The organism is Natronospira proteinivora, assembly GCF_024170465.1.
GTDB classification, from domain to species: domain Bacteria; phylum Pseudomonadota; class Gammaproteobacteria; order Natronospirales; family Natronospiraceae; genus Natronospira; species Natronospira proteinivora.
The window spans coordinates 353889-378953 of record NZ_JALJYF010000001.1 but is presented as its reverse complement, the minus strand read 5'-3'; the positions used below and the strand labels follow the sequence as shown (position 1 = coordinate 378953).

General features: G+C 59.4%; 25 protein-coding genes, 1 tRNA gene and 1 pseudogene. 13 read left to right on the top strand and 14 right to left on the bottom strand.

Annotation, left to right across the window (positions count from 1 at the left end):
• Nucleotides 1-100: 100 nt before the first annotated feature.
• On the top strand, nucleotides 101-1498 hold the full coding sequence (locus J2T60_RS01740; RefSeq protein WP_253444583.1) for a methyl-accepting chemotaxis protein: 1398 nt from the start codon (nucleotides 101-103) through the stop codon (nucleotides 1496-1498).
• Nucleotides 1499-1741: 243 nt separating this feature from the next.
• Here the strand turns inward: J2T60_RS01740 and J2T60_RS01735 are convergent.
• The 4 genes from J2T60_RS01735 to J2T60_RS01720 all read right to left on the bottom strand — a co-directional run bounded on the left by J2T60_RS01735 (nucleotide 1742) and on the right by J2T60_RS01720 (nucleotide 3303).
• Nucleotides 1742-1817: transfer RNA gene (locus J2T60_RS01735), tRNA-Ala, on the bottom strand.
• Between the two features lie 52 nt (nucleotides 1818-1869).
• Entirely contained in the window at nucleotides 1870-2349 is a 480-nt protein-coding gene (locus J2T60_RS01730; protein ID WP_253444580.1) for a GNAT family N-acetyltransferase, read from the bottom strand.
• Entirely contained in the window at nucleotides 2346-2885 is a 540-nt protein-coding gene (locus J2T60_RS01725; RefSeq protein WP_253444577.1) for a thioesterase family protein, read from the bottom strand. The genes J2T60_RS01730 and J2T60_RS01725 overlap by 4 nt, the downstream gene beginning before the upstream one ends.
• A 10-nt stretch (nucleotides 2886-2895) precedes the next feature.
• Entirely contained in the window at nucleotides 2896-3303 is a 408-nt protein-coding gene (locus J2T60_RS01720; RefSeq protein WP_253444574.1) for a secondary thiamine-phosphate synthase enzyme YjbQ, read from the bottom strand.
• Nucleotides 3304-3379: 76 nt separating this feature from the next.
• Between J2T60_RS01720 and J2T60_RS01715 the strand changes: the two genes are divergently transcribed.
• The 3 genes from J2T60_RS01715 to J2T60_RS01705 all read left to right on the top strand — a co-directional run bounded on the left by J2T60_RS01715 (nucleotide 3380) and on the right by J2T60_RS01705 (nucleotide 4661).
• Nucleotides 3380-3598: an RNA methyltransferase gene (locus tag J2T60_RS01715; RefSeq protein WP_253444571.1), complete on the top strand. Its 219-nt coding sequence runs from the start codon at nucleotides 3380-3382 to the stop codon at nucleotides 3596-3598.
• Nucleotides 3599-3768: 170 nt separating this feature from the next.
• Complete coding sequence (locus tag J2T60_RS01710; RefSeq protein ID WP_253444568.1) at nucleotides 3769-3993, top strand: hypothetical protein; 225 nt, start codon at nucleotides 3769-3771, stop codon at nucleotides 3991-3993.
• A gap of 71 nt (nucleotides 3994-4064) precedes the next feature.
• The gene (locus J2T60_RS01705; protein WP_253444565.1) at nucleotides 4065-4661 is read left to right on the top strand and encodes a hypothetical protein; all 597 of its coding nucleotides are present in this window, start codon (nucleotides 4065-4067) and stop codon (nucleotides 4659-4661) included.
• Nucleotides 4662-4692: 31 nt separating this feature from the next.
• Here J2T60_RS01705 and J2T60_RS01700 read toward each other — a convergent pair whose 3' ends face one another.
• Nucleotides 4693-6780, bottom strand: coding sequence for a dihydrolipoyl dehydrogenase family protein (locus tag J2T60_RS01700; RefSeq protein ID WP_301288341.1), 2088 nt, complete (start codon nucleotides 6778-6780; stop codon nucleotides 4693-4695).
• Between the two features lie 165 nt (nucleotides 6781-6945).
• Between J2T60_RS01700 and arsS the strand changes: the two genes are divergently transcribed.
• From arsS to can, 8 genes and pseudogenes are all read left to right on the top strand, one after another.
• Nucleotides 6946-7944, top strand: coding sequence for an arsenosugar biosynthesis radical SAM (seleno)protein ArsS (gene arsS, locus J2T60_RS01695; RefSeq protein ID WP_253444559.1), 999 nt, complete (start codon nucleotides 6946-6948; stop codon nucleotides 7942-7944).
• 55 nt (nucleotides 7945-7999) lie between these two features.
• Entirely contained in the window at nucleotides 8000-8791 is a 792-nt protein-coding gene (locus J2T60_RS01690) for a DUF1499 domain-containing protein (RefSeq protein WP_253444556.1), read from the top strand.
• Between the two features lie 81 nt (nucleotides 8792-8872).
• Complete coding sequence (locus J2T60_RS13265) at nucleotides 8873-9007, top strand: hypothetical protein (RefSeq protein WP_301288286.1); 135 nt, start codon at nucleotides 8873-8875, stop codon at nucleotides 9005-9007.
• A gap of 104 nt (nucleotides 9008-9111) precedes the next feature.
• A pseudogene (locus J2T60_RS01685) lies at nucleotides 9112-9636 on the top strand (type I glyceraldehyde-3-phosphate dehydrogenase); the annotation flags it as partial.
• Between the two features lie 12 nt (nucleotides 9637-9648).
• Nucleotides 9649-10908: an organoarsenical effux MFS transporter ArsJ gene (arsJ, locus tag J2T60_RS01680; RefSeq protein ID WP_445376047.1), complete on the top strand. Its 1260-nt coding sequence runs from the start codon at nucleotides 9649-9651 to the stop codon at nucleotides 10906-10908.
• 67 nt (nucleotides 10909-10975) lie between these two features.
• The gene (pdxH, locus tag J2T60_RS01675) at nucleotides 10976-11587 is read left to right on the top strand and encodes a pyridoxamine 5'-phosphate oxidase (RefSeq protein ID WP_253444550.1); all 612 of its coding nucleotides are present in this window, start codon (nucleotides 10976-10978) and stop codon (nucleotides 11585-11587) included.
• A 21-nt stretch (nucleotides 11588-11608) separates the two neighbouring features.
• The gene (locus tag J2T60_RS01670) at nucleotides 11609-12490 is read left to right on the top strand and encodes an alpha/beta fold hydrolase (RefSeq protein WP_253444546.1); all 882 of its coding nucleotides are present in this window, start codon (nucleotides 11609-11611) and stop codon (nucleotides 12488-12490) included.
• Nucleotides 12487-13116 (top strand): carbonate dehydratase, encoded by a 630-nt coding sequence (gene can, locus J2T60_RS01665; protein WP_253444543.1) that lies wholly within the window; start codon nucleotides 12487-12489, stop codon nucleotides 13114-13116. Before J2T60_RS01670 ends, can begins: the two co-directional genes overlap by 4 nt.
• A 93-nt stretch (nucleotides 13117-13209) precedes the next feature.
• Here can and J2T60_RS01660 read toward each other — a convergent pair whose 3' ends face one another.
• The 3 genes from J2T60_RS01660 to J2T60_RS01650 form a co-directional block, all read right to left on the bottom strand.
• The gene (locus tag J2T60_RS01660) at nucleotides 13210-13824 is read right to left on the bottom strand and encodes a hypothetical protein (protein WP_253444540.1); all 615 of its coding nucleotides are present in this window, start codon (nucleotides 13822-13824) and stop codon (nucleotides 13210-13212) included.
• 110 nt (nucleotides 13825-13934) lie between these two features.
• A complete protein-coding gene (locus J2T60_RS01655; protein ID WP_253444537.1) occupies nucleotides 13935-17027 on the bottom strand; it encodes an error-prone DNA polymerase in 3093 nt (1030 codons plus the stop codon).
• Between the two features lie 65 nt (nucleotides 17028-17092).
• On the bottom strand, nucleotides 17093-17395 hold the full coding sequence (locus J2T60_RS01650) for a GIY-YIG nuclease family protein (RefSeq protein WP_253444534.1): 303 nt from the start codon (nucleotides 17393-17395) through the stop codon (nucleotides 17093-17095).
• Nucleotides 17396-17514: 119 nt separating this feature from the next.
• Here J2T60_RS01650 and J2T60_RS01645 point away from each other — a divergent pair, with 119 nt between their 5' ends.
• Complete coding sequence (locus tag J2T60_RS01645; RefSeq protein WP_253444531.1) at nucleotides 17515-17955, top strand: FxsA family protein; 441 nt, start codon at nucleotides 17515-17517, stop codon at nucleotides 17953-17955.
• Between the two features lie 9 nt (nucleotides 17956-17964).
• Here J2T60_RS01645 and J2T60_RS01640 read toward each other — a convergent pair whose 3' ends face one another.
• The 6 genes from J2T60_RS01640 to J2T60_RS01615 form a co-directional block, all read right to left on the bottom strand.
• Entirely contained in the window at nucleotides 17965-18762 is a 798-nt protein-coding gene (locus J2T60_RS01640; protein ID WP_253444528.1) for a hypothetical protein, read from the bottom strand.
• 201 nt (nucleotides 18763-18963) lie between these two features.
• Nucleotides 18964-20484: a Y-family DNA polymerase gene (locus tag J2T60_RS01635; RefSeq protein WP_253444525.1), complete on the bottom strand. Its 1521-nt coding sequence runs from the start codon at nucleotides 20482-20484 to the stop codon at nucleotides 18964-18966.
• 16 nt (nucleotides 20485-20500) lie between these two features.
• Entirely contained in the window at nucleotides 20501-21076 is a 576-nt protein-coding gene (gene imuA, locus J2T60_RS01630; RefSeq protein WP_253444520.1) for a translesion DNA synthesis-associated protein ImuA, read from the bottom strand.
• Between the two features lie 217 nt (nucleotides 21077-21293).
• The gene (lexA, locus tag J2T60_RS01625) at nucleotides 21294-21902 is read right to left on the bottom strand and encodes a transcriptional repressor LexA (RefSeq protein ID WP_253444517.1); all 609 of its coding nucleotides are present in this window, start codon (nucleotides 21900-21902) and stop codon (nucleotides 21294-21296) included.
• A gap of 106 nt (nucleotides 21903-22008) precedes the next feature.
• Entirely contained in the window at nucleotides 22009-23394 is a 1386-nt protein-coding gene (locus J2T60_RS01620; protein ID WP_253444514.1) for a sigma-54-dependent transcriptional regulator, read from the bottom strand.
• Nucleotides 23391-24890, bottom strand: coding sequence for a sensor histidine kinase (locus J2T60_RS01615; RefSeq protein WP_253444511.1), 1500 nt, complete (start codon nucleotides 24888-24890; stop codon nucleotides 23391-23393). Before J2T60_RS01615 ends, J2T60_RS01620 begins: the two co-directional genes overlap by 4 nt.
• Between the last annotated feature and the right edge of the window lie 175 nt (nucleotides 24891-25065).

Sequence of the window (25065 nt, the reverse complement as noted above, 5' to 3'; positions counted from 1 at the left end):
TCGTCTGTTTCATCAAACATTAGACGATAGTGTTATCACCTTTTTCCACCCTTCTGGCTAAACAGGGGACGACCACCGCAAAAGCGGCAAGGGAGGCGCCATGCTTTGTGAAAAGCTGCGGATCAACCCAGTGAATCTGTCCCTTCGCCTGAGCTTTCTAGGACTGGGCAAGAAAGAACAGAGCACCCTTCGACGCCTCAAGCCCTGGCTGGATAAACGGGCCAACTCTATCGCTAAGGCATTTTATGCCTTCCAGTTTGATCACGAAGCCAGCCTTGAGTTCTTCAGACTCTATGCCGAACGTAATAACACGGACCTGGAACGTCTGCGTGAACACCTGGAGTCTGCCCAAACCGAGTACATGCTGCAGTGGGGAATGGCGGGAGAAGAAGGCATCGACCTTAAGTATTTCGAACGCCGCCTTCGAGTCGGTCAACTGCACAATCAGATCGGCCTACCCCAGAAATGGTACATGGGCAGCTATGCCCTCTATATGGATCTAATCGAGCAGCAGCTGCGGCGGGATTTCTTCTTTCGCCCCTGGTTCCGCAATCGTGCCCGGAGAGCGCTGACGCGACTCATGCTACTGGATATGCAAGCTGTTTCCGATGGCTTCCTGGTGGATCTACTCGGAGAACTGGGCGACCTGGAACAGATCATCCAAATCCATAATGAGAAAGAAGACCTGTCCGACCACGTTAATTCCGCGAAGAATTTCCTGCGGGAACTGCTGGAAAGAGTAACCGTGACCTGCGAAGAGTTCGGGGAGGCTATGGACCGTCTGCGGTCGAAGGCCGAGAGCCTGTCTAGCTCCGCCCAACAGGAAGCCGCTTCCATTCAGCAGATGAACGCAACCCTTCTACATATCCGTCAGTCTGTGTCCAAGAATGACGAACGGGTTAAAGAAACGGCAGACATCACCGTTGGTAACAATGGAAGCAATAATGAGACCGTGGAAAATAGCACGGAGGAAACCTTATCTCTGACAGCGGCAATGCAAAACATCGGCGCTGCCTCGCAGGAAATCGCCAAAATCGTTGACCTGATTAACGATATCGCCTTTCAGACCAACCTGTTGTCCCTGAATGCCTCCGTTGAGGCAGCTCGTGCAGGTGAAAATGGCAAGGGGTTTGCGGTGGTAGCCAATGAAGTCCGAGCCTTGTCGGCTAAAACCAAGGACTCTTCGGAGAACATAAAATACTTGGTTCAGCAGGCCACGGGCACTATCACAAAGGGCGACAGTTTCGTGCTGGATGTAGCCGAACGCATCCAGGCCATTGCTGAAGATCTTGGACGACAAACCACCAATATGGCTGAATTCACTTCCGCATCAGAGGAAATTGATCGGGCTGCGCAGTCCAACGCGCGGGGCGCAGAAGAGATCTTCAACATTGTCGATCGACTTCGCGAGAATACCAATGAACTCCGACGCACCCTCAACGGCCGTTCAGCCCAGGACACCCACAATTCTTCCGCCACCATTGCCAGCCCCTACTGAGGGGCTGGCAAACGCCTACCTTATTTCATCTCAACACCACCGCGATCCATCGGAGGAGAATATGATGGCGAGGTTCGAGGTGTCATAGGGATAAGCATTTTTGCCCATTGGGATATAAAAGAAAGGGCCTGCCCGAATGGACAAGCCCTTGGATAAAGCTGGCTGGAAGCGCAATTTTTTTGTGGGCCCGGATAAGGGGTTAACAGCCTCATGCCGCCTTACTTACTGATTTTATTTGAAATATGGTGGAGCCGAGGGGAGTCGAACCCCTGACCTCAGCAGTGCGATTGCTGCGCTCTCCCAACTGAGCTACGGCCCCATTAGGCGGAGGATTCTAGCACCCGGCTGCGGGAAAATACCAGCGGCTGGCCTCAATCCCGTTCGGGCTCGGAGAAATCCAACTCCAGCATGCGGTAGGGGGCATCTGACAGGCCCAGGGCCTTGTAGGTATCGATGGCGCGTTGATTCTCCGGCTCGACATATAGCCGCAAGCCTGTACAGGCCGGGTCTTCCAGGGCCATGGCTTCCACATGATGATAGAGGGCACGGAATACACCTGCCCGGCGAGCTTGGGGCAACACATAGACACTCTGGATCCACCAGAAATGACCATTGCGCCAGTCACTCCACTCATAGGTCAACCCGATCTGGCCCACCACCTCGCCGGCAAGCTCCGAGATGAAATAGCGGCCCAGGCTGGGATTAACCAGTACCGCCTCCACCCCCGGACGGACCCGGGATTCATCCAGTATCAAGCCTTCAGTTTCCTGGGCCAGCTGACGATTGAAATCCACAATCACCGCCGCATCATCGGGCTGTGCGGGGCGAATCTTAATCTGGTCCTGGCTCATGACAGTTCCCCCTCGGGTACTTGAATGTCTTCTTCGGTCTCGATCCAGTGGCGCACGGCTTCGGGCATGGGCGGAGAAGCCAAGGGCTCATCCAACACCTGCTGAAAAATATCGCCAGGTGGTACATGTCCGCCCGAACGGCGGATGCACCCCTTGAGCAGAGCAAAGGCGATGGTCCGCCCGCCCCGCACCAGGCGTTGCTCCAGAAAGAACCACTTATCATCCCAGCAAAGCAGCCGGGACTCCAGCTGAAACGAGCGGAAGGGAAGCAGCGGACGCCGAAACCGAACCATGGCCGAAGCGGCCACTGGCATCCATTTCTCCCGCAGGACCAATCGCCCCATGCCCGTGCGGATCATCAGATCCAGTCGCCCCAAATCCATCAGGGTCAGGTAACGCCCATTATTCATGTGCATATTGATATCCAGGTCATGGGGCCAGACCCGGAAATGCACCCGGGAGGTCTCCAGGGGCGATAGATTCTTCCCCAAAACGGCCCGCAGAATGACCCGGATCATTCGAAACCAGAGATTCAAATCAGACTCCTCAGTAAACGGAAACAACTACCTTGCGGTGATGGGCGCCGCTACGGTGCTCATAAAGGTAGAGCCCTTGCCAGTTGCCCGTGAGTAATCTTCCCTGCTCCACGGGCAGGGTAAGCGCAGTCTGGGTCAGCATGGACCGAACATGGGCCGGCATGTCATCCAGCCCTTCTGCATCGTGCTGAAACAGGGGGTCACCGTCCGGTACCAGGCGGCTGAGAAACCGTTCCATGTCATCCCGCACGGTGGGATCGGCATTCTCGCAGATCACCAGTGAAGCGCTGGTATGCAGACAGAAAACATGACAGAGGCCGGTGCGTGTGCCGCTGCGTGCCACTGCGGCCTCTACCTCGCCGGTAATCTCCCGTGTACCCCGGCCCGGCATGTCCAGCTGCAAGGTCTCTCTGTACATGAAAAACCCTCCCGATGAATTCGCTTGCCCATGATAGGCTATTTCGAATTTTCAGACAGGCGCTGGGTTCAAAACCATGTCCCCTGAACGATTCGAGAAACTCAAAACCACTCTGGCACGTCGCCAACCCGATCTGACGGTCCTGATGGACAATGTTCACAAGGATCACAACCTTTCCGCCAGCCTGCGGACCGCCGATGCGGTGGACATCATGAAGGTCCATGGCGTCTCGCCTGGACGCGCCATTCAGCGTTACCACCTAACCTCGGGCAGCGGCCGCACTGATTCTGTATGAAGTTTAACGACAAAGACAGAATTCCGGTCTCTATGACCAGCAGCGGCCGGAACATTTTTCGCCGCCGGGGCTTTCCTTCTTGGGAAAGAATCTATATAAAGTCCTCCGCCCGAAAAGTGCCCCATGGTGGGGCCGGCCCTGGATTGGCATTTCTGGAGGATCGCAAGAAGATGGCATCCAAGAAGAAGAACGTTGATAACCATGACCTGGATGACGACCTGGACTTGAGTGAGGCCGATGAACTGGAAAAGCTGTTTGCCGCCACGGAACCGGCCAATCGCCCCGCACCCAAAAACAGCCAACGGCAAAGCCAGTGGCGCTCGGTGGAAGAGTACATGGAGGCGCGTCGCCTGCAAAATGAGTTGTCGGATGAATATCTGGAAGAAGACGAATAGTCACTCGCACCGAGTCCGACGCCTGGTGTAGGCTTCGTCTTTGCCTTGCATTCGCTCCCGGGAGAGCCTTGATGAGTAACCGCTTTCTGATCAGCGCATTGGCCCTGGGCCTGGCCAGCCTCTGGGGCGTCGGCCAGGCTCAGGAGCGTCCCTTTCCCCACAGCTATCTACAGCTGGAAAACAGTCGTATGAACCCGGATGAGGGGGAGTCCGCCACGGGCATCAGTGGACGCATCAGTCTCACCCTCATGGGTGAGGAAGATATCTGGCTGGCCGTGGAACGGGACGACCTGTCCACTGACCCTTTCGAAAATGAGCAGCGGATCCAGCGAGAATACACCGCTCTGCTACTCGGTGGGGGCTACCGGGTTACCGATGAAGGCATGTTGTATATGGAAGGTGGTCCCGCCGTTGTTCGAGTGGGTGGCAATGAAAGTCAACGATCCCTTGTGGCCGCCGTCGGGGTGCGCACCCAGATCAGCCCCCGCTTTGAGCTGGGTGGTGGCCCCAGGCTGGGCAGTCGTAGCCGCCTCGATCCGGAACAGGGCGAATCCATGATGCGCATCCACGGTCGCCTGACAGTATCAGGCCAGATAGCCATCACCGCCAGTTACGATTATCACGGTGATGACAGTCAATGGCGCCTGGGTGCCCAGATCCACTGGTAGTAACTATCCGCCCACCTGCAGGGCCAAGCGACTAGCACTGCCAGCGAAACAGCCTCTCCATCAGACGCAGAACCCCCTGGGGTGCATGGGCTTTCTTCCAGTTGCCGGCAGCAAACTTGTTGGCCTCGCCCAGGGTGGGATAGGGGTAGATGGTTGATAACAGCTTGTTCAGGCCAATGCCATTCTTCATGGCCAAGGTAAACTGGCTGATCAATTCCCCGGCCTGGGGCCCCACAATGGTCGCTCCCAGAATCCGGTCCTTGCCCGGGGGGGTAAGCACTTTTACAAAGCCGCTGGCCGATTCATCGGCAATGGCCCGGTCCAGTTCGGCGAAGTCATAGCGGGTCACTTCCACCGTCACGCCCCGCTCTTGGGCATCCCGCTCGTTCAGCCCCAAGCGGGCCACCTGAGGCTCAGTGAAGGTCACCCAGGGCAGAAAACGATAATCCACCCGGAATCGCTTGGCCCAGCCGAACAGAGCGTTAACCGCCGCATGCCAAGCCTGGTGGGAGGCGGCATGGGTGAACTGGAACGGGCCGGCCACGTCCCCGCAGGCAAAGATATTGGGCACCCGAGTGCGAAGAAACGCATCGGTTTCAATGGTGCCGTTGGGCCGGGTGGTAATACCGAGCTGCCCCAGGCCCAACTTCTCGGTGACTGCGCGTCGCCCCACCGCCACTAGCAATCGATCCCCTTCAACCGTGATTTCCCCCTCTGGCGTCTGAAGATGAAGACGGAAGCCACCTTCATCCAGCGCCTCAACACGAGTAGCCTTGTGGTTTAGACGCACATCAACGCCATCATTCAACAGGTTCTGGCGAGTAAACTCGGCGGCATCCTCGTCCTCGCGCCCCAGCAACTGACCGGCCATCTCTACCTGCGTTACCTTGCTACCCAGCCGGGCAAAGGCCTGGGATAATTCACATCCGATGGGTCCACCTCCCAGCACCACCAGCCGCCGGGCTTGGGTCTCCAGGGACCAGAGGCTGTCGGTGGTGAGGTAATCGATTTCATCCAGGCCCGGAATGGGCGGCACAAACGGCGCCGATCCGGTGGCCACGATGATGTTGCGGGTGGTCAGTCGACGACCTTCTACTTCCACTTCCCAGGGTGAAATAATCCGGGCCTCGCCCTGAATGCAATCCACGCCCAGACTTTCAAAACGCTCCACGGAATCATGGGGCTCGATGGTCTTGATCACCCGTTGCACCCGCGCCATCACATCCTTGAGGTTGACGGTGGCCTGGACTTGACTGAACCCCAGCTGGTCAGCCTTCTTTGCCTGGGCCATGAAGGCGGCAGAACGGATCAGAGCCTTGGAAGGCACACAGCCGGTATTGAGGCAATCCCCCCCCATCTTGTCCCGTTCGATGAGACTCACCCGGGCCTTGACGGTGGCCGCGATCAGAGCCGCCACCAGACCACCCGAACCGGCGCCGATCACCACCAGGTTGCGATCAAATGTGGAGGGCTTTTTCCAGCCTTTCAGCGCCCGGCGGCGCTTTGTCCACTCCATGATGCGCTTGGTGATCAACGGGAAAAGCCCCAACAACACAAAAGAGCCGATCAAGACCGGGGACAGGACATCCCCGGCACTGTCGATGCGAGCCAGTTGCGTGCCGGCGTTCACATACACCACCGTGGCCGGCAACATGCCCACCCAGCTCACCAACATGAAGGGCATTGCCTTGAGCGGTGTCAGGGCCATGGCGATATTGATCACGAAAAAGGGGAAAATAGGCACCAGACGCAGGGCAAAGAGATAGAAGGCCCCTTCCCGCTCAATACCCCGGTTCAGGGTCCGCAGCTTGTCCCCGTAGCGCTGTTGCACCGCGTCATGAAAAAGAAAGCGGGCAATCATAAAGGCCAGGGTGGCGCCCAAAGTGGAGGCCAGGGAAACCAGCAAGGCCCCCCAAAGCAAACCGAAAAGAAAACCGCCCGCCAGGGTCATCACCGCGGCCCCGGGGATGGAAAGGGCGGTTACCACCACATACACCAGGAAGAAGCCCAGCATGAACCACAAGGGGTGGGCATCCAACAGGCCATCCAGTTCCCCACGGCGTTCCTGCAGGGCAGCCAAATCCAGGTACTGATGCAAGTCCAGACCGTAAACAACCATCAACAGGGCCAGTATGGCCAAGGCAAGCAGGGTCTTTTTCAGCACGTTGAACTCCCGGTTATTATCGTTTGCACGGGGGAGTGGGACGTCACTCTCGAGGAACTGTTACAGTGAATCCTGTCATAGAAAGCACCATACAGCGAATTCAAGGTAGCGGAGCGCCCCATGAGAGACACCCTGGATCGACTGGAGCAGATTCCCTTCCCGGGCCTGCGACGGGACCGTATTCAAACCCTGCAGATGAACCTGGGTTATCTCTGCAATCTCTCCTGTGTTCATTGCCATGTGGCCGCCGGTCCCAATCGCACCGAGCTGATGGACTGGGAGACCATGGAGACCGCTTTAGCCTTCATGCAGCGTCAGGACATTGAAACCCTGGATGTTACCGGCGGCTCACCAGAGATGAACCCCCATTTCAGGACGCTGTTCAGCCGGGCCCATGCCATGGGCATTCAGCTGATGGATCGCTGTAATCCCACCATTATCGAGGAACAAGGCTACCACTGGATTCCCGCCTTCCTGGCCGAGCATCGGGTTCAGGTGGTGGCTTCCCTGCCCTGCTACCAATCCGACAATGTGGAAAAACAACGGGGCAAGGGGAGTTTCGACAAGAGCATCGCCGGACTGCAGAAACTCAATGAACAGGGCTACGGTGACCCCGATAGTGGCCTGGAGCTGGACCTGGTCTACAACCCGGTAGGTGCCCATCTGCCTCCGGATCAAAATCAGCTGGAGCAGAACTACAAGCAGTTTTTGTGGAAACAGTTCGGTATTCGTTTCAACCGCCTGTTCGCCCTGACTAATATGCCCATCAAGCGTTGGGGCAGCCTGCTGCTCTCTACCAACCAGTTCGATGACTACATGGATACCCTGCAGGGCGCCCATCGCTCCGAGAACATGGCCCAGGTCATGTGCCGGAGCCTGATCAGCGTGGACTGGCAGGGTTATGTGTATGATTGTGATTTCAATCAGATGTTGGGAATGGGGCTGGGGGGCAAACGAACCCATCTGTCCGAACTGCTGGACCGGGACTTGCGCGGTGACCCGATTCGCGTCTCGGGCCATTGCTATGGTTGTACTGCCGGTCAGGGGTCCAGTTGCGGGGGTGCCTTGAGCGAAGAGGAAGCCGCTCCCATGCCCCGGGCCGCCGGTCAGACGGGATGACTCCCTGTTCAACAACGCTATACTCAAACAATACTTGATCCTGGGATAAGCAACCATGTTTAAGGCACGCCTAAGCACCATTCGAAAGCGCTTGCCCCCCATTGCTGCTCTGCTGCTGCTCGCCAGCCTGATCGCCGGCATTGCCCTGATCTCAGCCGGCCCCAGCTACCGCTTTGAGCTGCTGGAGTTGTCCGCCGCTTTCAGCCTACTGCGATATGCCGCCTGGGCCGGACTGCTGATTGCCCTTCTGGGGCTGCCCGTGTTGGGCCTGGCTTTCTACGTGGGTGAGACAAGACGCGCCATTGTGCTGGCGGGCCTGGCCATTATTCTTGGCACCACCACGGCCGCCATCCCCTTTAACTGGCAGCAGAAGGCTGATTCGGTGCCGCCGATTCACGACATTACCACCGATACCACCAACCCACCGGCTTTCCAGGATATCGCCCCTCTGCGCGAGGATGCCCCCAATCCGGTGGAATACTCCGGCGAGGAAACCGCTGAACAGCAACGGGAGGCCTATCCAGATATCGACACCCTGCAGTTCACCACCGCTCCGGAGATGGTGATGGATACGGCGGTGACGGTGAGCCAGGAGATGGGCTGGGAATTGGTGAGCGTGGATGCCGGCGAAGGACGCATCGAGGCTACCGCCACCACTCGCTGGTTTGGTTTCAAGGACGATGTGGTCATCCGCATTCGGGACACAACGGATGGCAGTGAGCTGGATATTCGTTCCAAATCCCGGGTGGGCCGCTCAGATGTAGGAACCAATGCGGAACGAATTCGGCAATTCAGGAGCCGCATGGAGGCCCGACTAGGAGAGAGTGACGATAACAGCGGCGACTAGAGAATCCATCGAGGGCGGGCGGGGCTTATCCGCCATCGCCGGGACGGGCGTCGCCGTCTCTACCAAGTCCGACTGGAAACCATGAACGCCCTGATGGCCCATCTCTTCGAGGATTGCTGCGACGGCAACCCCGAGGCCTGCCCCGAAGGCCTGTTCAATCAGCTAAGAAGCTCCCATCGGATCCGTTTCAGCCAGCATGACTCGCTGAAGCCCTGACCCAGGATTGCCAGGCGGCACTGGCCCTGGAATGCTCCGGACAGTATCGCGACCAGGACAGCCTTCCCCCCTGGCTTGAAACCGTCAATCATGTAGTGGTATCGGCCCCCGTGGTGAAAGTCATTCATGAACAGTTCGGCATCCGGCATGGGGCCATCACCACCATCCACGATGCCACCAACACCCAGCGGGTCATCGACTCGGCCCACAAGGATTTTCGACGGGCACGGGCCACCGGGGAAAACCTCATCCCCACCACCACTGGCTCGGCCAAGGCCATCACCGAAATATTCCCCGAATTGAAGGGTCGCCTCAACGGCATGGCAGTACGGGTCCCCATTCTCAATGCCTCGCTGACCGATGCGGTCTTCGAGCTGAATCAGACGGTGGATGAATATATGGTCAACCAGGCCTTGAAGGCGGCCAATGAAGGCCCGCTGGCCGGGATTCTCGGCTATGAGGATCGTCCCCTGGTCTCCAGCGATTACCGTGGTGATAGGCGCTCCTCCATCGTGGATGCCCAATCCACCATGGTGGTGGACGGCACACAGCTGAAGGTGGTGGCCTGGTACGACAATGAAACGGGCTACGTCTGCCGCATGCTGGACCTGGCCCGACGTATTGCCTGAGTAGCAACCATGATCCAACGCATCAAGCAACTGCCCGAAGCCCTGCGCCAATACATGGTGGTGACCATGGCCTATTGGTCATTCACCCTCACCGATGGCGCCCTGCGCATGCTGGTGCTGCTCTACTTCTATCAGCTGGGCTACTCCCCCTTTGAAGTGGCACTGTTGTTCGTGCTGTACGAGCTGTTTGGCGTGATTACCAATCTGCTGGGGGGATGGATCGGGGCCCGTTTCGGTCTCCACCGCACCCTCTATGCCGGCATGCTGATCCAGATTGTGGCTCTGTTGATGCTGACCGTCCCGGACGCCTGGCTAAGCGTGGTGTATGTCATGCTCGCCCAGGCCCTGTCAGGCATTGCCAAGGACCTGAACAAGATGAGCGCCAAGAGCAGCGTCAAGCTCCTGGCGCCGAATGGTGAGAGTGGCCGCCTGTTCAAATGGGTGGCGGCCCTGACCGGCTCCAAGAATGCCTTGAAAGGGGTTGGTTTTTTCATTGGCAGTGCCCTGCTGGCAACCATCGGATTTCGGGCCGGCATGCTGGTGATGGCCGCTTGGATCGGTCTCTTCCTGCTGCTTTCGCTGTTGCTGCTGAAAAAAGGCATTGGTCAAGCCAAGCAGAAGACCCCCTTCAAGCACATTCTGTCCAAGAGCCGGGCCGTGAACTTTCTCTCGGCCGCACGCTTCTTCCTCTTCGGTGCCCGGGACATCTGGTTCGTGGTGGCCCTGCCGGTTTTCCTGCATGGGGTGCTGGGCTGGAGTCATACCCAGACCGGGGCCTTTATGGCGGGCTGGATTATCTTCTATGGCCTGATCCAGTCCGGCGCGCCCCGTTTTGTCCGACTTCAGGGCAATGACGCAGCCCGGCGCGGCAAACGCGCTACCATTTTGTGGGCCCTGCTGCTGGCGGCCGCACCCGGTCTGTTGGCGGTCAGTCTGGCCCATGATCTCTATCCGGCCACCAGCCTGATGATTGGGCTTAGCCTGTTTGCTTTTCTGTTCGCCATTAACTCCTCCCTGCACTCCTGGCTGATTCTGGAATATGCCCGGGAAGACGGCGTCTCTCTGGATGTGGGCTTTTATTACATGGCCAATGCGGCCGGCAGACTGGTGGGTACCCTGCTGTCCGGTCTGATCTACCAACAACAGGGCATGGTGGCCTGCCTGGTGGCCGCCACCGCCTTCGTGCTGCTGTCCGCCCTGCTGGCCACCACCCTGCCCTCACCCGAGGCCAAACCACATACCCACAAACAACGCGGCAGAATCCAAAGCTGAGCACAATCAAGGTAGAATTCGGCTCTCGGTGCGATCATGCGTCTTTGACCTGAACGAGGAGCCAGCGATGAGTGGCAGCGGTATCGACGAGTCCCAAATCCCCAATGACCCCTATGAGTTGTTCCGCCAATGGTGGGCCCAGGCCCAGGCGGAATCAGGCATGAAGGAACCCAGCGGCATGAGCCTGGCCACCGCCGATGCCCAAGGACGCCCCTCCAACCGCATTGTCCTGCTCAAGCACTGGGACCGTCGGGGTTTTGTCTTCTATAGCAACTACACGTCCCGCAAGGCCCGGGAACTGCATGAGAATCCCCATGGGGCCCTGCTCTTCTGGTGGGACAAACTGCGCCGCCAAATCCGCGTCTGCGGCCAGGTGGAGAAAGTGGCCGAGCGGGAATCCGATGCCTATTTCGCCGGTCGTCCCCGGGGCAGTCAGCTGGGGGCCTGGGCCTCCCAGCAAAGCCGCCCCCTGGACAGCCCTGATACATTATCCAAACGGGTCGCCCAGCTGGATGAAGAATTTGGCAATGATCCCATCCCACGCCCCCCGCATTGGGGTGGGTATCGACTGATTCCCCGGGAAATCGAATTCTGGGACGATGGAGCCTTCCGACTCCATGACCGCATTGTCTATCTGAAAGACGGTGAACATTGGCAGATTCAGCGACTCTATCCTTGAGGCCTTGAACCGAGTGCTTTTATGAAACCCTCCGAGTGGTATCAGCAACACGGCTTTCGCGACATTGACGGCCATCGTGTTTTCGTCCACGAACAGGGCGAAGGCCCGGTGCTGCTGTGCCTGCATGGCATGGCCGGCGCCTCCTGGAGCTGGCACAAGCTCGTCGAGCCTCTGAGTCGGCAGTTCCGGATGGTGATACCGGACTTGCTGGGCTTTGGCTACTCCGACCGGCCAAAGGATGCCCGTTACTCGGTAGTGGCCCATACTGATCGCCTGGAAAGCCTCATGGCCGAACTTTCTGTCGAACGCTTCCATGTGCTGGGTCAGGGTATCGGCGCCATGGCCGGTATTGAGTTGATGGCAAGGGCGGAAGGACGTCTTCGGGAAGGCCGTGATCCACGTATCGACCCGGCCAGTCTGTTCCTGGTCAATCCGCCCCTGTTTGCCGAATTCTCTCAACGCCCCCGGGTGGAACGACTACTGGCCATGCAGTTTGGCGAACTCTTCCAGTATCTGGGCACCAAAAAGCTGTTCTGGGATTATCTCAATGACCTGTCAGGCCCTTACAGCCGCCCCACGCCCACCGAGGTCAATCGGCTCTGGCGGATGATGACCCGGGATGGCGGCAGGCGCGTCTGGTCGGCCCATGCCCGTTACCATCAGGAACTCATGCGCCGGGGCAAGCGCTGGATTCGGGGCCTGCAGGAAACTCAACGCCCCTTCCAGGTAGTGGCCGGCCCGGAAGATCCCATCGCCGGTCACCGCATGGAAGCGGCCTTCCGGCGTGCCCTGCCGGAACAACGCCGCACCATGGTGGGGAAACTGGGTCATGCGCCGAATTTCGAAGCACCGGACAAGCTGCTACCCCTGATCGAGGAATTCCACGAGGAGATCCAGCCATGAGCTTTCAAAAAGAAATATTCCAACGAAACCGGGATTGGGCCAATTCCGTCCGCGAAAAGGATCCAGAATTCTTTGACCGTCTGGCCGCGCAACAGAAGCCGGATATTCTATGGATTGGCTGTTCCGATTCCCGCGTACCGGCCAATCAAATCACCGGCATGATGCCGGGTGAGGTTTTTGTCCATCGCAACATCGCCAACTTGGTGCTGCATACCGACATGAATTGCCAGTCGGTGATCCAGTTTGCCGTGGCCGTACTCAAGGTTCGGCATGTGGTGGTGTGTGGCCATTATGCCTGCGGTGGGGTAAAGGCCGCGCTGGAAGCAAAGGATCATGGCCTGATCCACAACTGGCTACGCAACATCAAAGACATCTACCTGCGCCATGCCGAGGAAGTGGATGCCCTGGGGGATGAAGACGCCCGGGTCAACCGACTATGCGAGCTGAATGTCATCAACCAGGTCCGCAACCTTGCGCACAGCGCAACCGTGCAAAATGCCTGGGCGCAGGACCAGCCTCTGCAAGTCCATGGCTGGATTTACAATATCAAGGACGGCCTGCTCAAAGACCTGGAAGTGGATGTCTCCAGCGCCGGGGAAGTCCCTGTCGTTTTCCATACCCGCTAGGGTTACTAAGTCAGATGCCAGCAGGCGGATCATGGCTACGCCATGACCCGCCTGCTATGACTTTCCTGCGCCAAAGACGATTCAATGGGAGGTTCAGCGACCCTGTCCGGTCTGTTGATCCACTTCCGCTTCCAGTTCCTGCTGTTCCCGTTCCAGTTGGGCAATTTCGCGTTCGATTTCACGGCGCTCGGCAGCCGGGCGGTCTGTCGCCTGTTCCAGCTCCCGCTCCCGGGTCTCCAATTCCTCCTGTACCGTGTTCAGCCGTTGTTCAGGTGCCTGGCGCAGACGCTCGGCCTCGCGCTGGCGTGATTCCAATTCCCGCTCCGGAGCGCCGGCCTGGTGACGGACATCGGCCTCTTCACGCTCCAGTTCCTGTTCCAGCTCCCGGATCTCCTGTTCGAGCGCTTCCTGTCGCGCGCGTGTCTCCCGCTCGGGTCGTTCCGCGGTATGGCGGGCCTCCCGTTCTTGCCGCTCAAGCTCTCTTTCGGGGGCACGGGCATCGCTTTCCGCTTCCCGTTGGGTCGACTCGGCTTCCCGGCGAGTCTGCTCCGCCTCACGCTCCGGCCGTTCAGCTTCCTGGCGGGCTTCCCGTTCGGCCTGATCCAGATCCCCCTGGGCCTCGTCCAGCTGGTCTTCCAGATGACCACAGGCCCAAAGCCCGGGCAATATGAGCGCCGTCATAGCCAATACCCGCATCCGTCCTCTCATACATCCATCTCCCGTCAATGTTTCTATCCTCGGATCATCATGCCAGCTAGCTTGATGGGCGGGCTCGCGCCGGAGCAATCCCCCATTTGAGGGGGCGATCCGCATCGGGCTCACTGAAAATCCCGGGACCGGGTCTGCAACCGGCCCAGCCAGTGGCTCCAGTCTTCCAGGTGCCGGGCAATCACATGTTGAACCCCCGATTCCCGCTGCACGATGCCTGATACCAGCAACAGACGGGCATTGAGTACCACCGGGCGATACTGCTCGGCCAGTTTGCGCCAGCAGATCAGGTTGATGATGCCACTTTCATCCTCCAGGGTCATGAAGGTCACCCCCCTCGCACTGCCCGGGCGCTGACGGTTAATGACCAGCCCTGCCGTAATGACGAGACTCTCGGACGGCTGCTCCCAGAGCTGGGCTGCCTTCATGACGCCTCGGGCCGCCATCTGCTCACGCAACAAGGCCAAGGGATGGCGGCCCAGCGTGAGCCCCAGCCGTCCATAGTCGGCAACGATATCTTCCCCCTCGGCAGGCACGGCCAGCATGGGCGTGGCCTCGGCCACGGCCATTTCACCAAACAGGGGTGTGGGGGCCTCAACCCCCACGGCGGCCCAGCGGGCCTTGTGACGATGGCCCAGGAGACCGGACAGGGCCCCCGCATCGGCCAGGGCATCCACGGCCCGCCGGTCCAGACGAGCCCGCACGCACAGGGCCTCCAAACTCAAGGGCGGTTCATCGTGACCGCGAATCGCCGCGACAACCCTTTCCCCCGCCACCCGGGACAGACCCTTGACCCGATTCAGCCCCAGACGCAGGGCCGGTTCCTGTCCGGCCCCCGGCTCCAGGCTGCATTCCCACTGGCTGTGCAACACATCCACCGGACGCACCTCCACGCCGTGCTCGCGGGCGTCCCGAACCAACTGGGCCGGGGCATAAAAGCCCATAGGCTGACTGTTCAGCAGAGCTGCACAGAAGGCAGCCGGCTCATGGCACTTGAGCCAGGCCGACACATAGACCAGCAGGGCAAAACTGGCGGAGTGGGATTCGGGAAAGCCGTATTCCCCAAAGCCCTGAATCTGGCGAAAGATCCGGCGGGCATAATCCTCGGAATAGCCCCGTTCGCGCATGCCCTGGATCAGACGATCCTCAAAATGGCCCAGGCCGCCCCGCTTCTTCCAGGCTGCCATGGCCCGGCGCAGCTGATCCGCCTCACCGGGGGTGAAACCGGCGGCCACGATAGCCATTTGCATGACCTGTTCCTGAAAGATGGGCACACCCAGGGTCCGCTTCAAAACACCCCGGACCTCCTCACTGGGATATTCAATTGTCTCTTCGCCATCCCGACGGGCCAGGTAGGGATGCACCATGTCCCCCTGAATGGGTCCGGGGCGGACAATGGCCACTTCAATGACCAGATCATAGAAACAGCGGGGCTTGAGCCGGGGCAGCATACTCATCTGGGCCCGGGATTCCACCTGGAAAACCCCCATGGTGTCGGCCCGGCAAAGCATGTCGTAGACGGCGGGATCCTCGGCCGGAATATTGGCCAGGGTCAAACCCCTGCCCCGCCCCTGTCCCCACCATTGTTCGATCAGGTCAAAACTGCGGCGGATGGCGGTCAGCATACCCAGGGACAACACATCCACCTTCAATAGCCCCAGTGCTTCCAGATCATCCTTGTCCCACTGGATCACGGTACGCGCCGCCATGGCGGCGTTTTCCACGGGCACCAAGGCATGCAGCGGCCCCTGGGAGATGACAAAGCCACCCACATGCTGAGAAAGATGGCGGGGGAAACCCACCAGGCAATTGACCAGTTCCATCAAGCACCGGATCACCGGGTTCTCCGGGTCTTCCCCCACTTCCCGCAAACACGCCCCCTGGGCTTGCTGCCCATCCCACCACTGAAAGGCCGTGGCCATGCGATCGAGCCGGCTTGGATCCAGCCCCAGGGCCCGCCCCACATCCCGGACCGCCGAACGGGACCGGTAGGTAATCACTGTGGCCGCCAGAGCCGCCCGACGGCGGCCGTATTTACCGTAGATATACTGAATCACTTCCTCGCGGCGCTCATGCTCAAAGTCCACATCAATATCCGGTGGCTCTCCCCGCTCCCGGGAAATGAAACGCTCGAACAGCACCTCCAGGCGAGCCGGATCCACCTCGGTAATACCCAGGCAGTAACAAACCATGGAATTGGCCGCCGACCCCCGCCCCTGACAGAGAATGCCGCGGCTACGGGCAAAGCGCACCACGTCATGGACGGTGAGAAAAAAAGGCTCATAGCCCATCTCGGCCACCAGTTTGAGCTCCCGAACAATCTGCCGGCGTATGCGAAAGGCCACTCCCGAGGGCCAGCGACGGTACAGCCCTTCCAGGGTCAGGCGGCGTAAATGGGTGGTGGGAGTTTCCCCGGACGGCACCAGCTCGGCGGGATATTCATAACGCAGCTCGGCCAGGCTGAAGGTACAGTGCCGGGCAATGCGAACGGTTTCCTCCAGCAGGGAAGCAGGATACATCCGCGCCAGACACTGCCGGGGACGAAGATGCCGTTCCCCACTGGGAAAAAGGCGCAGACCGGCCTCGGACAAAGGCAGACGATGTCTCAGCGCGGTCAGGGTATCCTGCAACACCCGGCGGCCACGGACATGCATGTGCACATCCCCGGCGGCCACACAAGGCAGTCCCTCTCGTCGGCCAAGGGCCATGAGGATCTCGCGGCGGTGGCGATCATCGCCTTCGGCCAGCAGCTCCACGGCAATCCAGAGCCGGCCCGGGAACTGTCCCTTCAGCCAGGCCAGGGCGGCCAGGTCCAGCGTCCGCTCCGGTAGCCAGAGAATCAGGCACCCCGCCAGGCCGTTATCGGCCACATCCTGGCTGGACAGGCGATACGTCCCCTTCGCCGCAGCCCGCCGACCCGTGGTGATCAGGGCGCACAGCCGGCCCCATGACGTGCGGTCCGTGACCAGAGCCACAAAGCGAAGACCATCGTCGAGATGAAACTCACTGCCGTGAATCAGGGGCAGGCCCTGAGCAAGAGCCGCCCGATGGGCTCGAACAGAACCCGCCACAGAACATTCATCGGTAATAGCCAGCGCCCGGTAACCCAGCTTGGCCGCACGCGTAACCAGTTCCTCGGGATGGGAGGCCCCGCGCAGGAAGCTGAAATTGCTTAGGCAATGAAGTTCGGCGTAAGGGGACATGGGCCTACCACGAAAACTGTATATGCATACAGTATCGCATTAGGCCAAACGGGCCAAGAGATCACCTAAATCCCAGCCCTCATATTCAAACGATCCAGCAAGGCCTCCCTGTCCAGCTCTGCCTCAATCACGGCCTGCTTGCTCGCCCGCCGCAAGCGACGCAAGCGGGCCTCGGCGCGCAAGGCCTCGCTGCGGTTGTGCAATGCCACCTGATAAACCAGCTCGATCTGCCCTGCACCGCGGGTAAAACGGGCAGCCCGGGAACGGCCCTGACGATGTTCACGCAGACGGCGCGCTACATCCGTGCTCACGCCAGTATAGAGACGGCCATCACAATCCAGCAGGTAAAGATACCAGGCACTTTCCATGATCAGGACTCAATTGAATATGGACGCAGCCTCATATCAGAGGCATTTGCGCTTGAATTGAACAGAATCACCCCCAAATCTGTCTGAACAAACTCATTATTGGCCAATTGAGGTGTCATTTGCCCTTTCTCCTGCTGCTGTTCTTCGGCGTCCCACTGGTGGAACTCTATATTCTGATCCAGGTGGGTCAGTCCATTGGCGCCCTGTCCACTATTCTGCTCTGTATTCTCACTGCGGTTGCGGGGGCCACCCTGATCCGCATGCAGGGGTTGTCCACCCTGATGCGGGCCCGGCGCAATCTGGATCAGGGCATGGCCCCGGCCATGGAAATGCTGGAGGGCGTGGCCCTGGCCATTGCCGGGGGCCTGCTGCTGACCCCGGGCTTTGCCACCGACGTGCTGGGCTTTTTCATGCTGATCCCCGCCCTGCGTCGTCTGGCCATCAAGCGGGCCCTCTCCCGCATGCAGGTCCAGTACGGGCCCGCCTGGCAACAACAGCACCCGGGCCACGACCGGGCGGGACGCCGAACCCTGGAAGGGGATTACGAACGCCGGGACTGATCCAACCGCTCAGGGCTCTGATCCACCTTGGCGGCCATCCAAGGAAAAGGAGTCTTCTCCGGTATCGGGACAGGGAATGGGGAAAACGATCGATTCACCACTGTGCTGGGTAGCGCTGACACGAAAACAGTGGTTTTCGCCAAAGATATAATCGTCCCCATAGAATGACTGCACCCGCTCCGAGCCGGCTGGCTGAGGACGTTCCGGGCGTTGGCTTTGTGACAAATCTTGCCGAAGCGATGGGCTGAAGACATGTCCATATCTTCCCTCTCCATCCTGATCTACCTGACTATCTTCAACCACACTGCGGGCAGCTGACTGTACATCCTCACTCAAAGTGCTGGTATCCAGACGATGTGACGGTTCTGCTTGCTCATCATCGTCCTCCGCTCTGGTCCTCGCGGGAGTGTCCGAACGCTCTTCCTGGGCTTCAGGCTCGGGGGGTGCGTCCTCCTCGCTTGGCTCTGTCTGCTCCTCGGTTTCCGTTTCGCTCTGAGGCGCTTCTTCCTGGATTCCCTCCTCAGTCTCTTCCTCCTCCACTGGCCCCTCGTCAGCGACTGCCCCCTCACTACCGTCGGTCCCAGGCTGATCTTGACGCGCCAAGTTTAGGGAAACGACATACTCCCTGACTACCGACTCATCATCCACAGGCCAAGAAAAAGGATGCCAGCTTACAAGCATAACCACTAAACCTAAATGCAACCCCAGGGAGACAAGCAACATCCAGTGAATATGTCGATGAGAACCTCGGCCCGATCCATTTGACAGAAAAGGGTTATCGAAACTTCCAGCCTCCTTGCGAACCATGACGGCTCCCATCCAATGCTAGACCACATCCACCTCCCTTCATCAGTCTTAATGAAACAATGGAAGTTCCCATGTGACATCAGCAACGATCCGCAGGATGCGACCAACGCATTCAAGCATATTGCAGAGGCTGAAAAGCAGATTCTTGATGAAGAAAGCGCAGGGTTCCATTCATGGTTCCACCGAAAAATTGGGCGTGAATCAGCCAAACAGGCCGTGAAGATACCAGCATCGGTTTCTGCGGTCTCGGAATATCCAGGCCTCGCCCCCGTCCCGGCCAATGGCCCGATAGTAGTCCCGGCAAATGTCCCGGCTCTCCCACCAGCCGGTCTCGATCCGCTCCGGGCCGGCTAGCGGCCGATAGGCCGACAGATCGCTAATGGGCCGGGGCCGGGGCAGTAACCAGAGAGGGCGATCCGAACGCCGATAATCCGGCCCTTTCTCCCCCGGCTCACAGATCTGCCAGCTATGGGCCGGGTCATGGCAGGGCCGGCCGGTGAGCGCATAAACCCGGGACGTCCCCAGACGGGCGCGCAGACGATTGAGCAACTCCCCTTCCCGACCCGCATCACCCGCTTCAGGAAACAGGCCCCGGCTTCTGCCCTGATAGCGATACAGGGGGCTGCTCTCAAGTTCAATCTCCCGGATGGGGGCCTCAAGACGCTGTGATTCCAGACGAATGGCCAGCAATTCGGCCAAATGATCCGCTGTGCGGGGGCTGTCCAGTAAAGCAAGACGCAGACTAAGCGCCGGCCCGCTTTCCGTTCGGCCATACAGGGTCAAGCAAGCCACCTGGCTGTCATGTCGACGCAAAAAATGACAAAACCGGACCAGCAGGGGCCGGCAATGACGGATCAGCGTGGGAATCCGGTCGGTTTCCGATGGCAATTCCTGCTCCGCATAAAACCGCAGCTGTCCCCGCCAGCAAGGCCGCGGATCCGGCTGACGCCCCAGGGCCCGATCCAGCAAGCCGCTCAATTCGGGACCAAAACGACGCATCAATCCATCCCGGGGCAGACGCAGCACATCCGCCAAACGTCGGCAGCCGATTCCCTGCAATTGCGCCTGCGTCCGGGCATCCAGGACCAGGCAGCCCAAGGGCAAACGGCCCAGCACAGCAGCCAACGCCGACCTGTCTTCCACCACCGTCGCCGGTGCAGCCCGGGCCAGGTATTGGGCCGCCAGGGGCGTGGGGGCCACGGCATGACGAAACACCAGCCCCAATCCCTGCATGCTCCGGCTCACCGCCGCCAGCAATGGTTCCAATCCCCCAAACAATCGCAGACTGCCCCGCACTTCCAGCAGGAGCCCTTCCCCAGGAAGCAGACTCACCCGGTCGGTGAAGGCCATGGCCGCCTCCGCCGCGTTTGCCAGGCAAGCCTGTTCCCGTTCATCAGACCGGTGCAACAGACAGGACCGGTCCAGGCGGGACAGGGCTGCGGAAAGCCGCATCCCGGGCAACACCCCCGCCCTGGCCGCAATATGGTTCATAGTCAGCACCCGGGCCATGCCGCCTTCCCCCTCCAGCACCACAAGGGGGACATCCCGCTCACCACTCAACGCTTGCAGGGACCACCCGGGAAAACGCAGACACAGCCAGAGCACCGGATGACGCTTTCGTACAGTCGGACGCGCAGGCGCCAGGGCCTTAAGATGAGGTTGCCGCGAGGTGGCCGGCTGGGTCGAAGAGGCATGCAGTTCCGGAAACAGGGGCAGGGTCATAAGGCACTGACTCGAATCAATCCAGAGGTAGGCTGACACGACCTGCCTGGCCGCCTCTCACCTTCAGCAGGGTAAGCCGCAGACCCGCCGGTTCCGGCGCCAATTGCAAGCGCAACGCGGCCGGTGAACGCTGACGGGCAGCACTGACAGGCCGAAAGATGAAAGCCAGCGCATCGCTGGCTTCCGAGGCCAGCTGCAGACGCCGGACATGGCGGTCACTCATGGGACAATCCCAGGCCAGCACGGCTCCGCAAGCCCCGGATTTGAGCGATTGCTCCGCCACCCAGACCCGTTCTTCCCGATGATCAGGCCGGGTCAACAGGCAATGGCCCGGATTGATCGCCTGGGCAGACAGGGCCGGTGCATAGGGCAGATAGGGCGGTGACACCCATACCAGCCAGCGCCCCCGGGCCGACAGTGAAGCCAGCGCAGGCATGATCAGACGCAATTCCCCCATGCCCCATTGTTCGGCCAGCAATTCCACCAGCACGCCTCGCGGCCAGCCACCGCTTGGCAGGACCTGGTCCAGCGCCGCGAATCCGGTGGACAACACCGGACCGGCCGACTGATCCGCCCGCCGCGGCCGAAACACCCGCGGATCCGCTAAAACGTCTTCAAGAGACATAGGAAGGAGGAGCTACAAGCTTCAAGCGACAAGCTGCAAGCGGCTTTTCCAGAGATCACAGCCTTCCCTAACAAATGACTCCCATCTGCATGAGCCAATTTCTGCAAGGTGGTCAGGGATGCCACCTAACTGCTTGTAGCTTGTGGCTTGTAGCTAGCACCCCGCTGATGAATCAGCGGGGTGCTCATTGAATTCGGCCGTTGCGGATGACACCAACCACGACCCCTTCCAGCACCAGGGTCTGGGTTTCCAGATCCACGTCGATGGGCTCGAATTCCTCATTTTCGGGCAGCAACCAGATCTGTTTACCCCGCTGCTTGAAGCGCTTTACGGTGACTTCGTCGTCCAGGCGCGCCACCACGATCTGCCCATTGCGTACATCAGTGGCACGATGCACGGCCACTAGATCACCCTCGAAGATACCCACATCCTTCATGCTCATGCCCTTGACCTGTAGCAGGTAATGGGCACGCGGCTGAAATACTTCCGGGTCCATCCGGTAACGGGTTTCCACATGCTCTTCCGCCAGAATGGGAGTACCGGCGGCAACCCGCCCCACCACCGGCAGGCCTGGTTCTTCCAGCTCCACCAGGCGAATCCCCCGGGAGGAGCCGGCCACCAGCTCGATGGCACCCTTGCGAGCCAGGGCCCGCAAATGGGTCTCGGCGGCATTGGCCGAGCTGAAGCCCAGATGCTCGGAAATCTCGGCCCGGGTGGGCGGGCGACCTGTGTTTTCAATCACTTGCCGAATTAGCTCAAGCACTTCGGCCTGGCGTAGTGTCAAGTCATCCATTGCCTACCTCCGGGACTGTATGTTTTGACAGTTACTGTCAGTATATACAGTCATTGCCGCAGGACAAGCCCTACACGGGAAAAATTCGCATCAGCTCAGGGGAGGGTCAGGAAGGCAGTTTGCGATAAAGGGTCTGACGGCTGACCCCCAGAATGCTGGCAGCTTGGCGCTTGTTGCCATCCACTTGCTCAAGTACATGGCGAATATAGCGTCCCTCCAGTTCTTCCAGACTGGGCAGGGCCTGGCCTTCGGTGAGCTTTTCCAGCAGGCCGGTACGAACACCGCCCGCATGGGTACTGGTCTCGTCCTCCCGATAATTGCGAATGCGGGTGGGCAGGTGCTCCACCTGAATGGTGTCGCCGTGGCAGAAAGTCACGGCCCTTTCCACCGCATTCTGCAGCTCCCGGACATTGCCGGGGAAGGGATGGCGCTTCAGGGCCGCCATGGCTTCACTGGAAAAGCCTTCCACCTCCCGGCCTTGCTGCAAGCTGAAGCGACGCATGAAGCGGGCGGCCAGCATTTCCAGATCCATTCCCCGGTCCCGCAAAGGGGGTACATTCAAGGCAAAGGTTTCCATGCGATAAAAAAGATCCTCGCGGAAACCGCCATCCGCCACCAGCTCTTCCAGATTGCGGTTGGTGGCCGCCACGATACGCACATCCACCGAGATGTCCGATTCTCCGCCCACCGGACGGATCACCCCTTCCTGCAAAACCCGAAGCAGCTTGGCCTGCAGGTTCATGGGCATCTCGCCGATCTCATCCAGTAGCAGTGTGCCCCCATCGGACTGGGAAAAAATCCCTTCATGGCGTTTTACCGCCCCGGTGAAAGCCCCCGCGGTGTGGCCGAAAAATTCGCTTTCCAGCAAGTCCGCCGGAATACCGGCACAGTTGACCGCCAGGAAAGGTCCGTCCCGGCGTTCGCTTTCCTCGTGGATGGCCCGGGCCACCAGCTCCTTGCCAGTACCGCTCTCACCAATCACCAGCACCGGACCACTGGCCACCGCCACACTACGAATCTCGTCATATAGACGATGCATTTCCCGGCTTTCCCCCACCATGCCGTGGAAATCATCACCACTGAACACTTCCCGGAACTGCTGGACCTCGGAGCGCAGACGATGATTGTCCAATACCCGCTTGACCGTAAGTAGCAGGTGGTCCACATCAATGGGCTTGGTGAGGAACTCGTCGGCACCGGCCTTGAGGGCTTCCACGGCCTGTTCAATGCTGCCAAAGGCGGTGAGAATCACAAATGCCGGTGGCAGAGACATGGACTGGGCTTCCTCAAGCAGACTCATGCCATTGGCCCCCGGAAGACGCAGATCACTCAACACCAGGGCCGGGTCCCACTGCTCAAGCAAGGGCACTGCCTTCTCCGCCGTATCCACAGCCCGGACTTCCCAACCCCCCTCTTCCAGCTCTTCCACAATAAGCCGGGACAGGGAAGGGTCGTCTTCCACCAGCAGAATACGCTCCTGATGCTTTTTCATCGTTCTTCCTCCCGCTCGATTCGTACCGGTAAGCAGAGACGGAAACAGGCGCCGCCGAGTTCACTGTCCTCCGCCCGAATCCAGCCATGATGTTCATTGACAATGCCGTGGACCACGGCCAATCCCAGACCGGTTCCCTCACCTACGGATTTGGTAGTAAAGAAGGGCTCGAACAAGCGTGGCATATCCTCGGGATCAATTCCCCGGCCATCATCTTCCACTGTAAAGCAGACCCCCTCGTCTTCTGCCTGCCACTGTACTTTCAGCCGGCTGACCCCTTCTGCCTGAATCCCGTTCCGCAGCAGATTCACCAAAACCTGTTCAATACGAATGCGATCCACTTCCAGAGTGGGCCCCGGTCTTTCACCATCCAACTGCAGACTCACTGCCCGCGCTTCAGCCAATTCGCGAACCTGTTCCACGGAGGAATCTACCAAGGAAGCGGAATCAATAGGGCGCCGCTCTCGACTGGAAGCACGGCCAAAATCCAGCAATTGGCGCACAATATGGCTCATGCGCTGAACTTCATGACGAATATCCTTCAGGTTGCCCTGCTCCTTCAGGCTCAGGGATTCCGATTCCGCTTTCAGCAACCGTCGTGCGCGCCCGTCCACCACCGACAGGGGGGCCCCCAGCTCATGGGCGATACCGGCTGCCAGGCGGCCGATGGCTGCCAGCTTCTCCGAATGCCGCAGACGCTCTTCCAGTTCCAGCTGAGTATTGCGGCGCTCCTGAATCTCCTGCTCCGCCCGCTCAATGGCATCCAGCATGGTATTCAGGGAACGGGCGAGCATGGACAATTCCCGCGGGCCATCCACATCCGCCCGAACGCCCCGCTCACCCTTCTCAATGCGGGACATGATGCCGGAAAGCGGCCCCAGATAACGGCCCACCGCCCGGTGATGACCGACCATGACCAGAAGCAACACCACCACCGTCCCCGCCAACAGGCCCGCCAGCATTTGACGCTGGACTTCCTGGCGATGCTCCTCGAAATCACTGGCCCGTCGCGTCACCTGTAACCAGCCGATAATCTGGCCGGTCGCGTCATCCGTCAGCGCGACGTAATGGGAATAAACATCCCGGCCATCAATCTCCTCATACTGGCCGGCCTCATCTTCACCGGTCAGGGTGACATCCTGAACAATATCCGGCTCATGGCGAGGCCTGACCGCCCCGACAGCGGCAATCTGCTCCCCGTCCGAATCGTAGACATAGGCCCCGTAGACCTGATCCAGCTGAAATACCGATTCCAGTGCCTGGTGGACGGAACCACGACGATCCCGCTCCATGCTGTAACTCACCGGAAGCTGGATCGCATGAGCGATCAGTTCAATATCCTGCTGCATCCGCTGCTCGGCCCGCTGCTCAATGGTTGCGAGCACCGCCGTCATGGTGAGCAAAACCGCCACCAACAAGGGCAGCACAATCCCCAACAGAAGACGAACACGGAGACTGAGGCGGAGGTGAAGACTCAGGCGGGATAAGCGGCCCATGGCCCCTCCGAATGTGTAACATGGCATAACATGTTTCATATTGTTACATCTTTTTGAAGATCAATAAAAGTCCCATACCGCCTAGAGACCCCACCTCCCCCTAATAAATTCATACACTTGTAGAAATTTCGCCTACAAATCCGAAAATGGCATGTTTCGTGCTTTTATAAGTTAC

Coding starts and splice junctions, on each gene's coding strand:
- J2T60_RS01740 (WP_253444583.1), top strand. CDS start 101: ATGCTTTGTGAAAAGCTGCGGATCAACCCAGTGAATCTGTCCCTTCGC.
- J2T60_RS01730 (WP_253444580.1), bottom strand. CDS start 2,349: ATGAGCCAGGACCAGATTAAGATTCGCCCCGCACAGCCCGATGATGCG.
- J2T60_RS01720 (WP_253444574.1), bottom strand. CDS start 3,303: ATGTACAGAGAGACCTTGCAGCTGGACATGCCGGGCCGGGGTACACGG.
- J2T60_RS01715 (WP_253444571.1), top strand. CDS start 3,380: ATGTCCCCTGAACGATTCGAGAAACTCAAAACCACTCTGGCACGTCGC.
- J2T60_RS01710 (WP_253444568.1), top strand. CDS start 3,769: ATGGCATCCAAGAAGAAGAACGTTGATAACCATGACCTGGATGACGAC.
- J2T60_RS01705 (WP_253444565.1), top strand. CDS start 4,065: ATGAGTAACCGCTTTCTGATCAGCGCATTGGCCCTGGGCCTGGCCAGC.
- J2T60_RS01700 (WP_301288341.1), bottom strand. CDS start 6,780: ATGGTTGTTTACGGTCTGGACTTGCATCAGTACCTGGATTTGGCTGCC.
- arsS (WP_253444559.1), top strand. CDS start 6,946: ATGAGAGACACCCTGGATCGACTGGAGCAGATTCCCTTCCCGGGCCTG.
- J2T60_RS01690 (WP_253444556.1), top strand. CDS start 8,000: ATGTTTAAGGCACGCCTAAGCACCATTCGAAAGCGCTTGCCCCCCATT.
- J2T60_RS13265 (WP_301288286.1), top strand. CDS start 8,873: ATGAACGCCCTGATGGCCCATCTCTTCGAGGATTGCTGCGACGGCAAC.
- pdxH (WP_253444550.1), top strand. CDS start 10,976: ATGAGTGGCAGCGGTATCGACGAGTCCCAAATCCCCAATGACCCCTAT.
- J2T60_RS01670 (WP_253444546.1), top strand. CDS start 11,609: ATGAAACCCTCCGAGTGGTATCAGCAACACGGCTTTCGCGACATTGAC.
- can (WP_253444543.1), top strand. CDS start 12,487: ATGAGCTTTCAAAAAGAAATATTCCAACGAAACCGGGATTGGGCCAAT.
- J2T60_RS01660 (WP_253444540.1), bottom strand. CDS start 13,824: ATGAGAGGACGGATGCGGGTATTGGCTATGACGGCGCTCATATTGCCC.
- J2T60_RS01655 (WP_253444537.1), bottom strand. CDS start 17,027: ATGTCCCCTTACGCCGAACTTCATTGCCTAAGCAATTTCAGCTTCCTG.
- J2T60_RS01650 (WP_253444534.1), bottom strand. CDS start 17,395: ATGGAAAGTGCCTGGTATCTTTACCTGCTGGATTGTGATGGCCGTCTC.
- J2T60_RS01640 (WP_253444528.1), bottom strand. CDS start 18,762: ATGGTTCGCAAGGAGGCTGGAAGTTTCGATAACCCTTTTCTGTCAAAT.
- J2T60_RS01635 (WP_253444525.1), bottom strand. CDS start 20,484: ATGACCCTGCCCCTGTTTCCGGAACTGCATGCCTCTTCGACCCAGCCG.
- lexA (WP_253444517.1), bottom strand. CDS start 21,902: ATGGATGACTTGACACTACGCCAGGCCGAAGTGCTTGAGCTAATTCGG.
- J2T60_RS01620 (WP_253444514.1), bottom strand. CDS start 23,394: ATGAAAAAGCATCAGGAGCGTATTCTGCTGGTGGAAGACGACCCTTCC.
- J2T60_RS01615 (WP_253444511.1), bottom strand. CDS start 24,890: ATGGGCCGCTTATCCCGCCTGAGTCTTCACCTCCGCCTCAGTCTCCGT.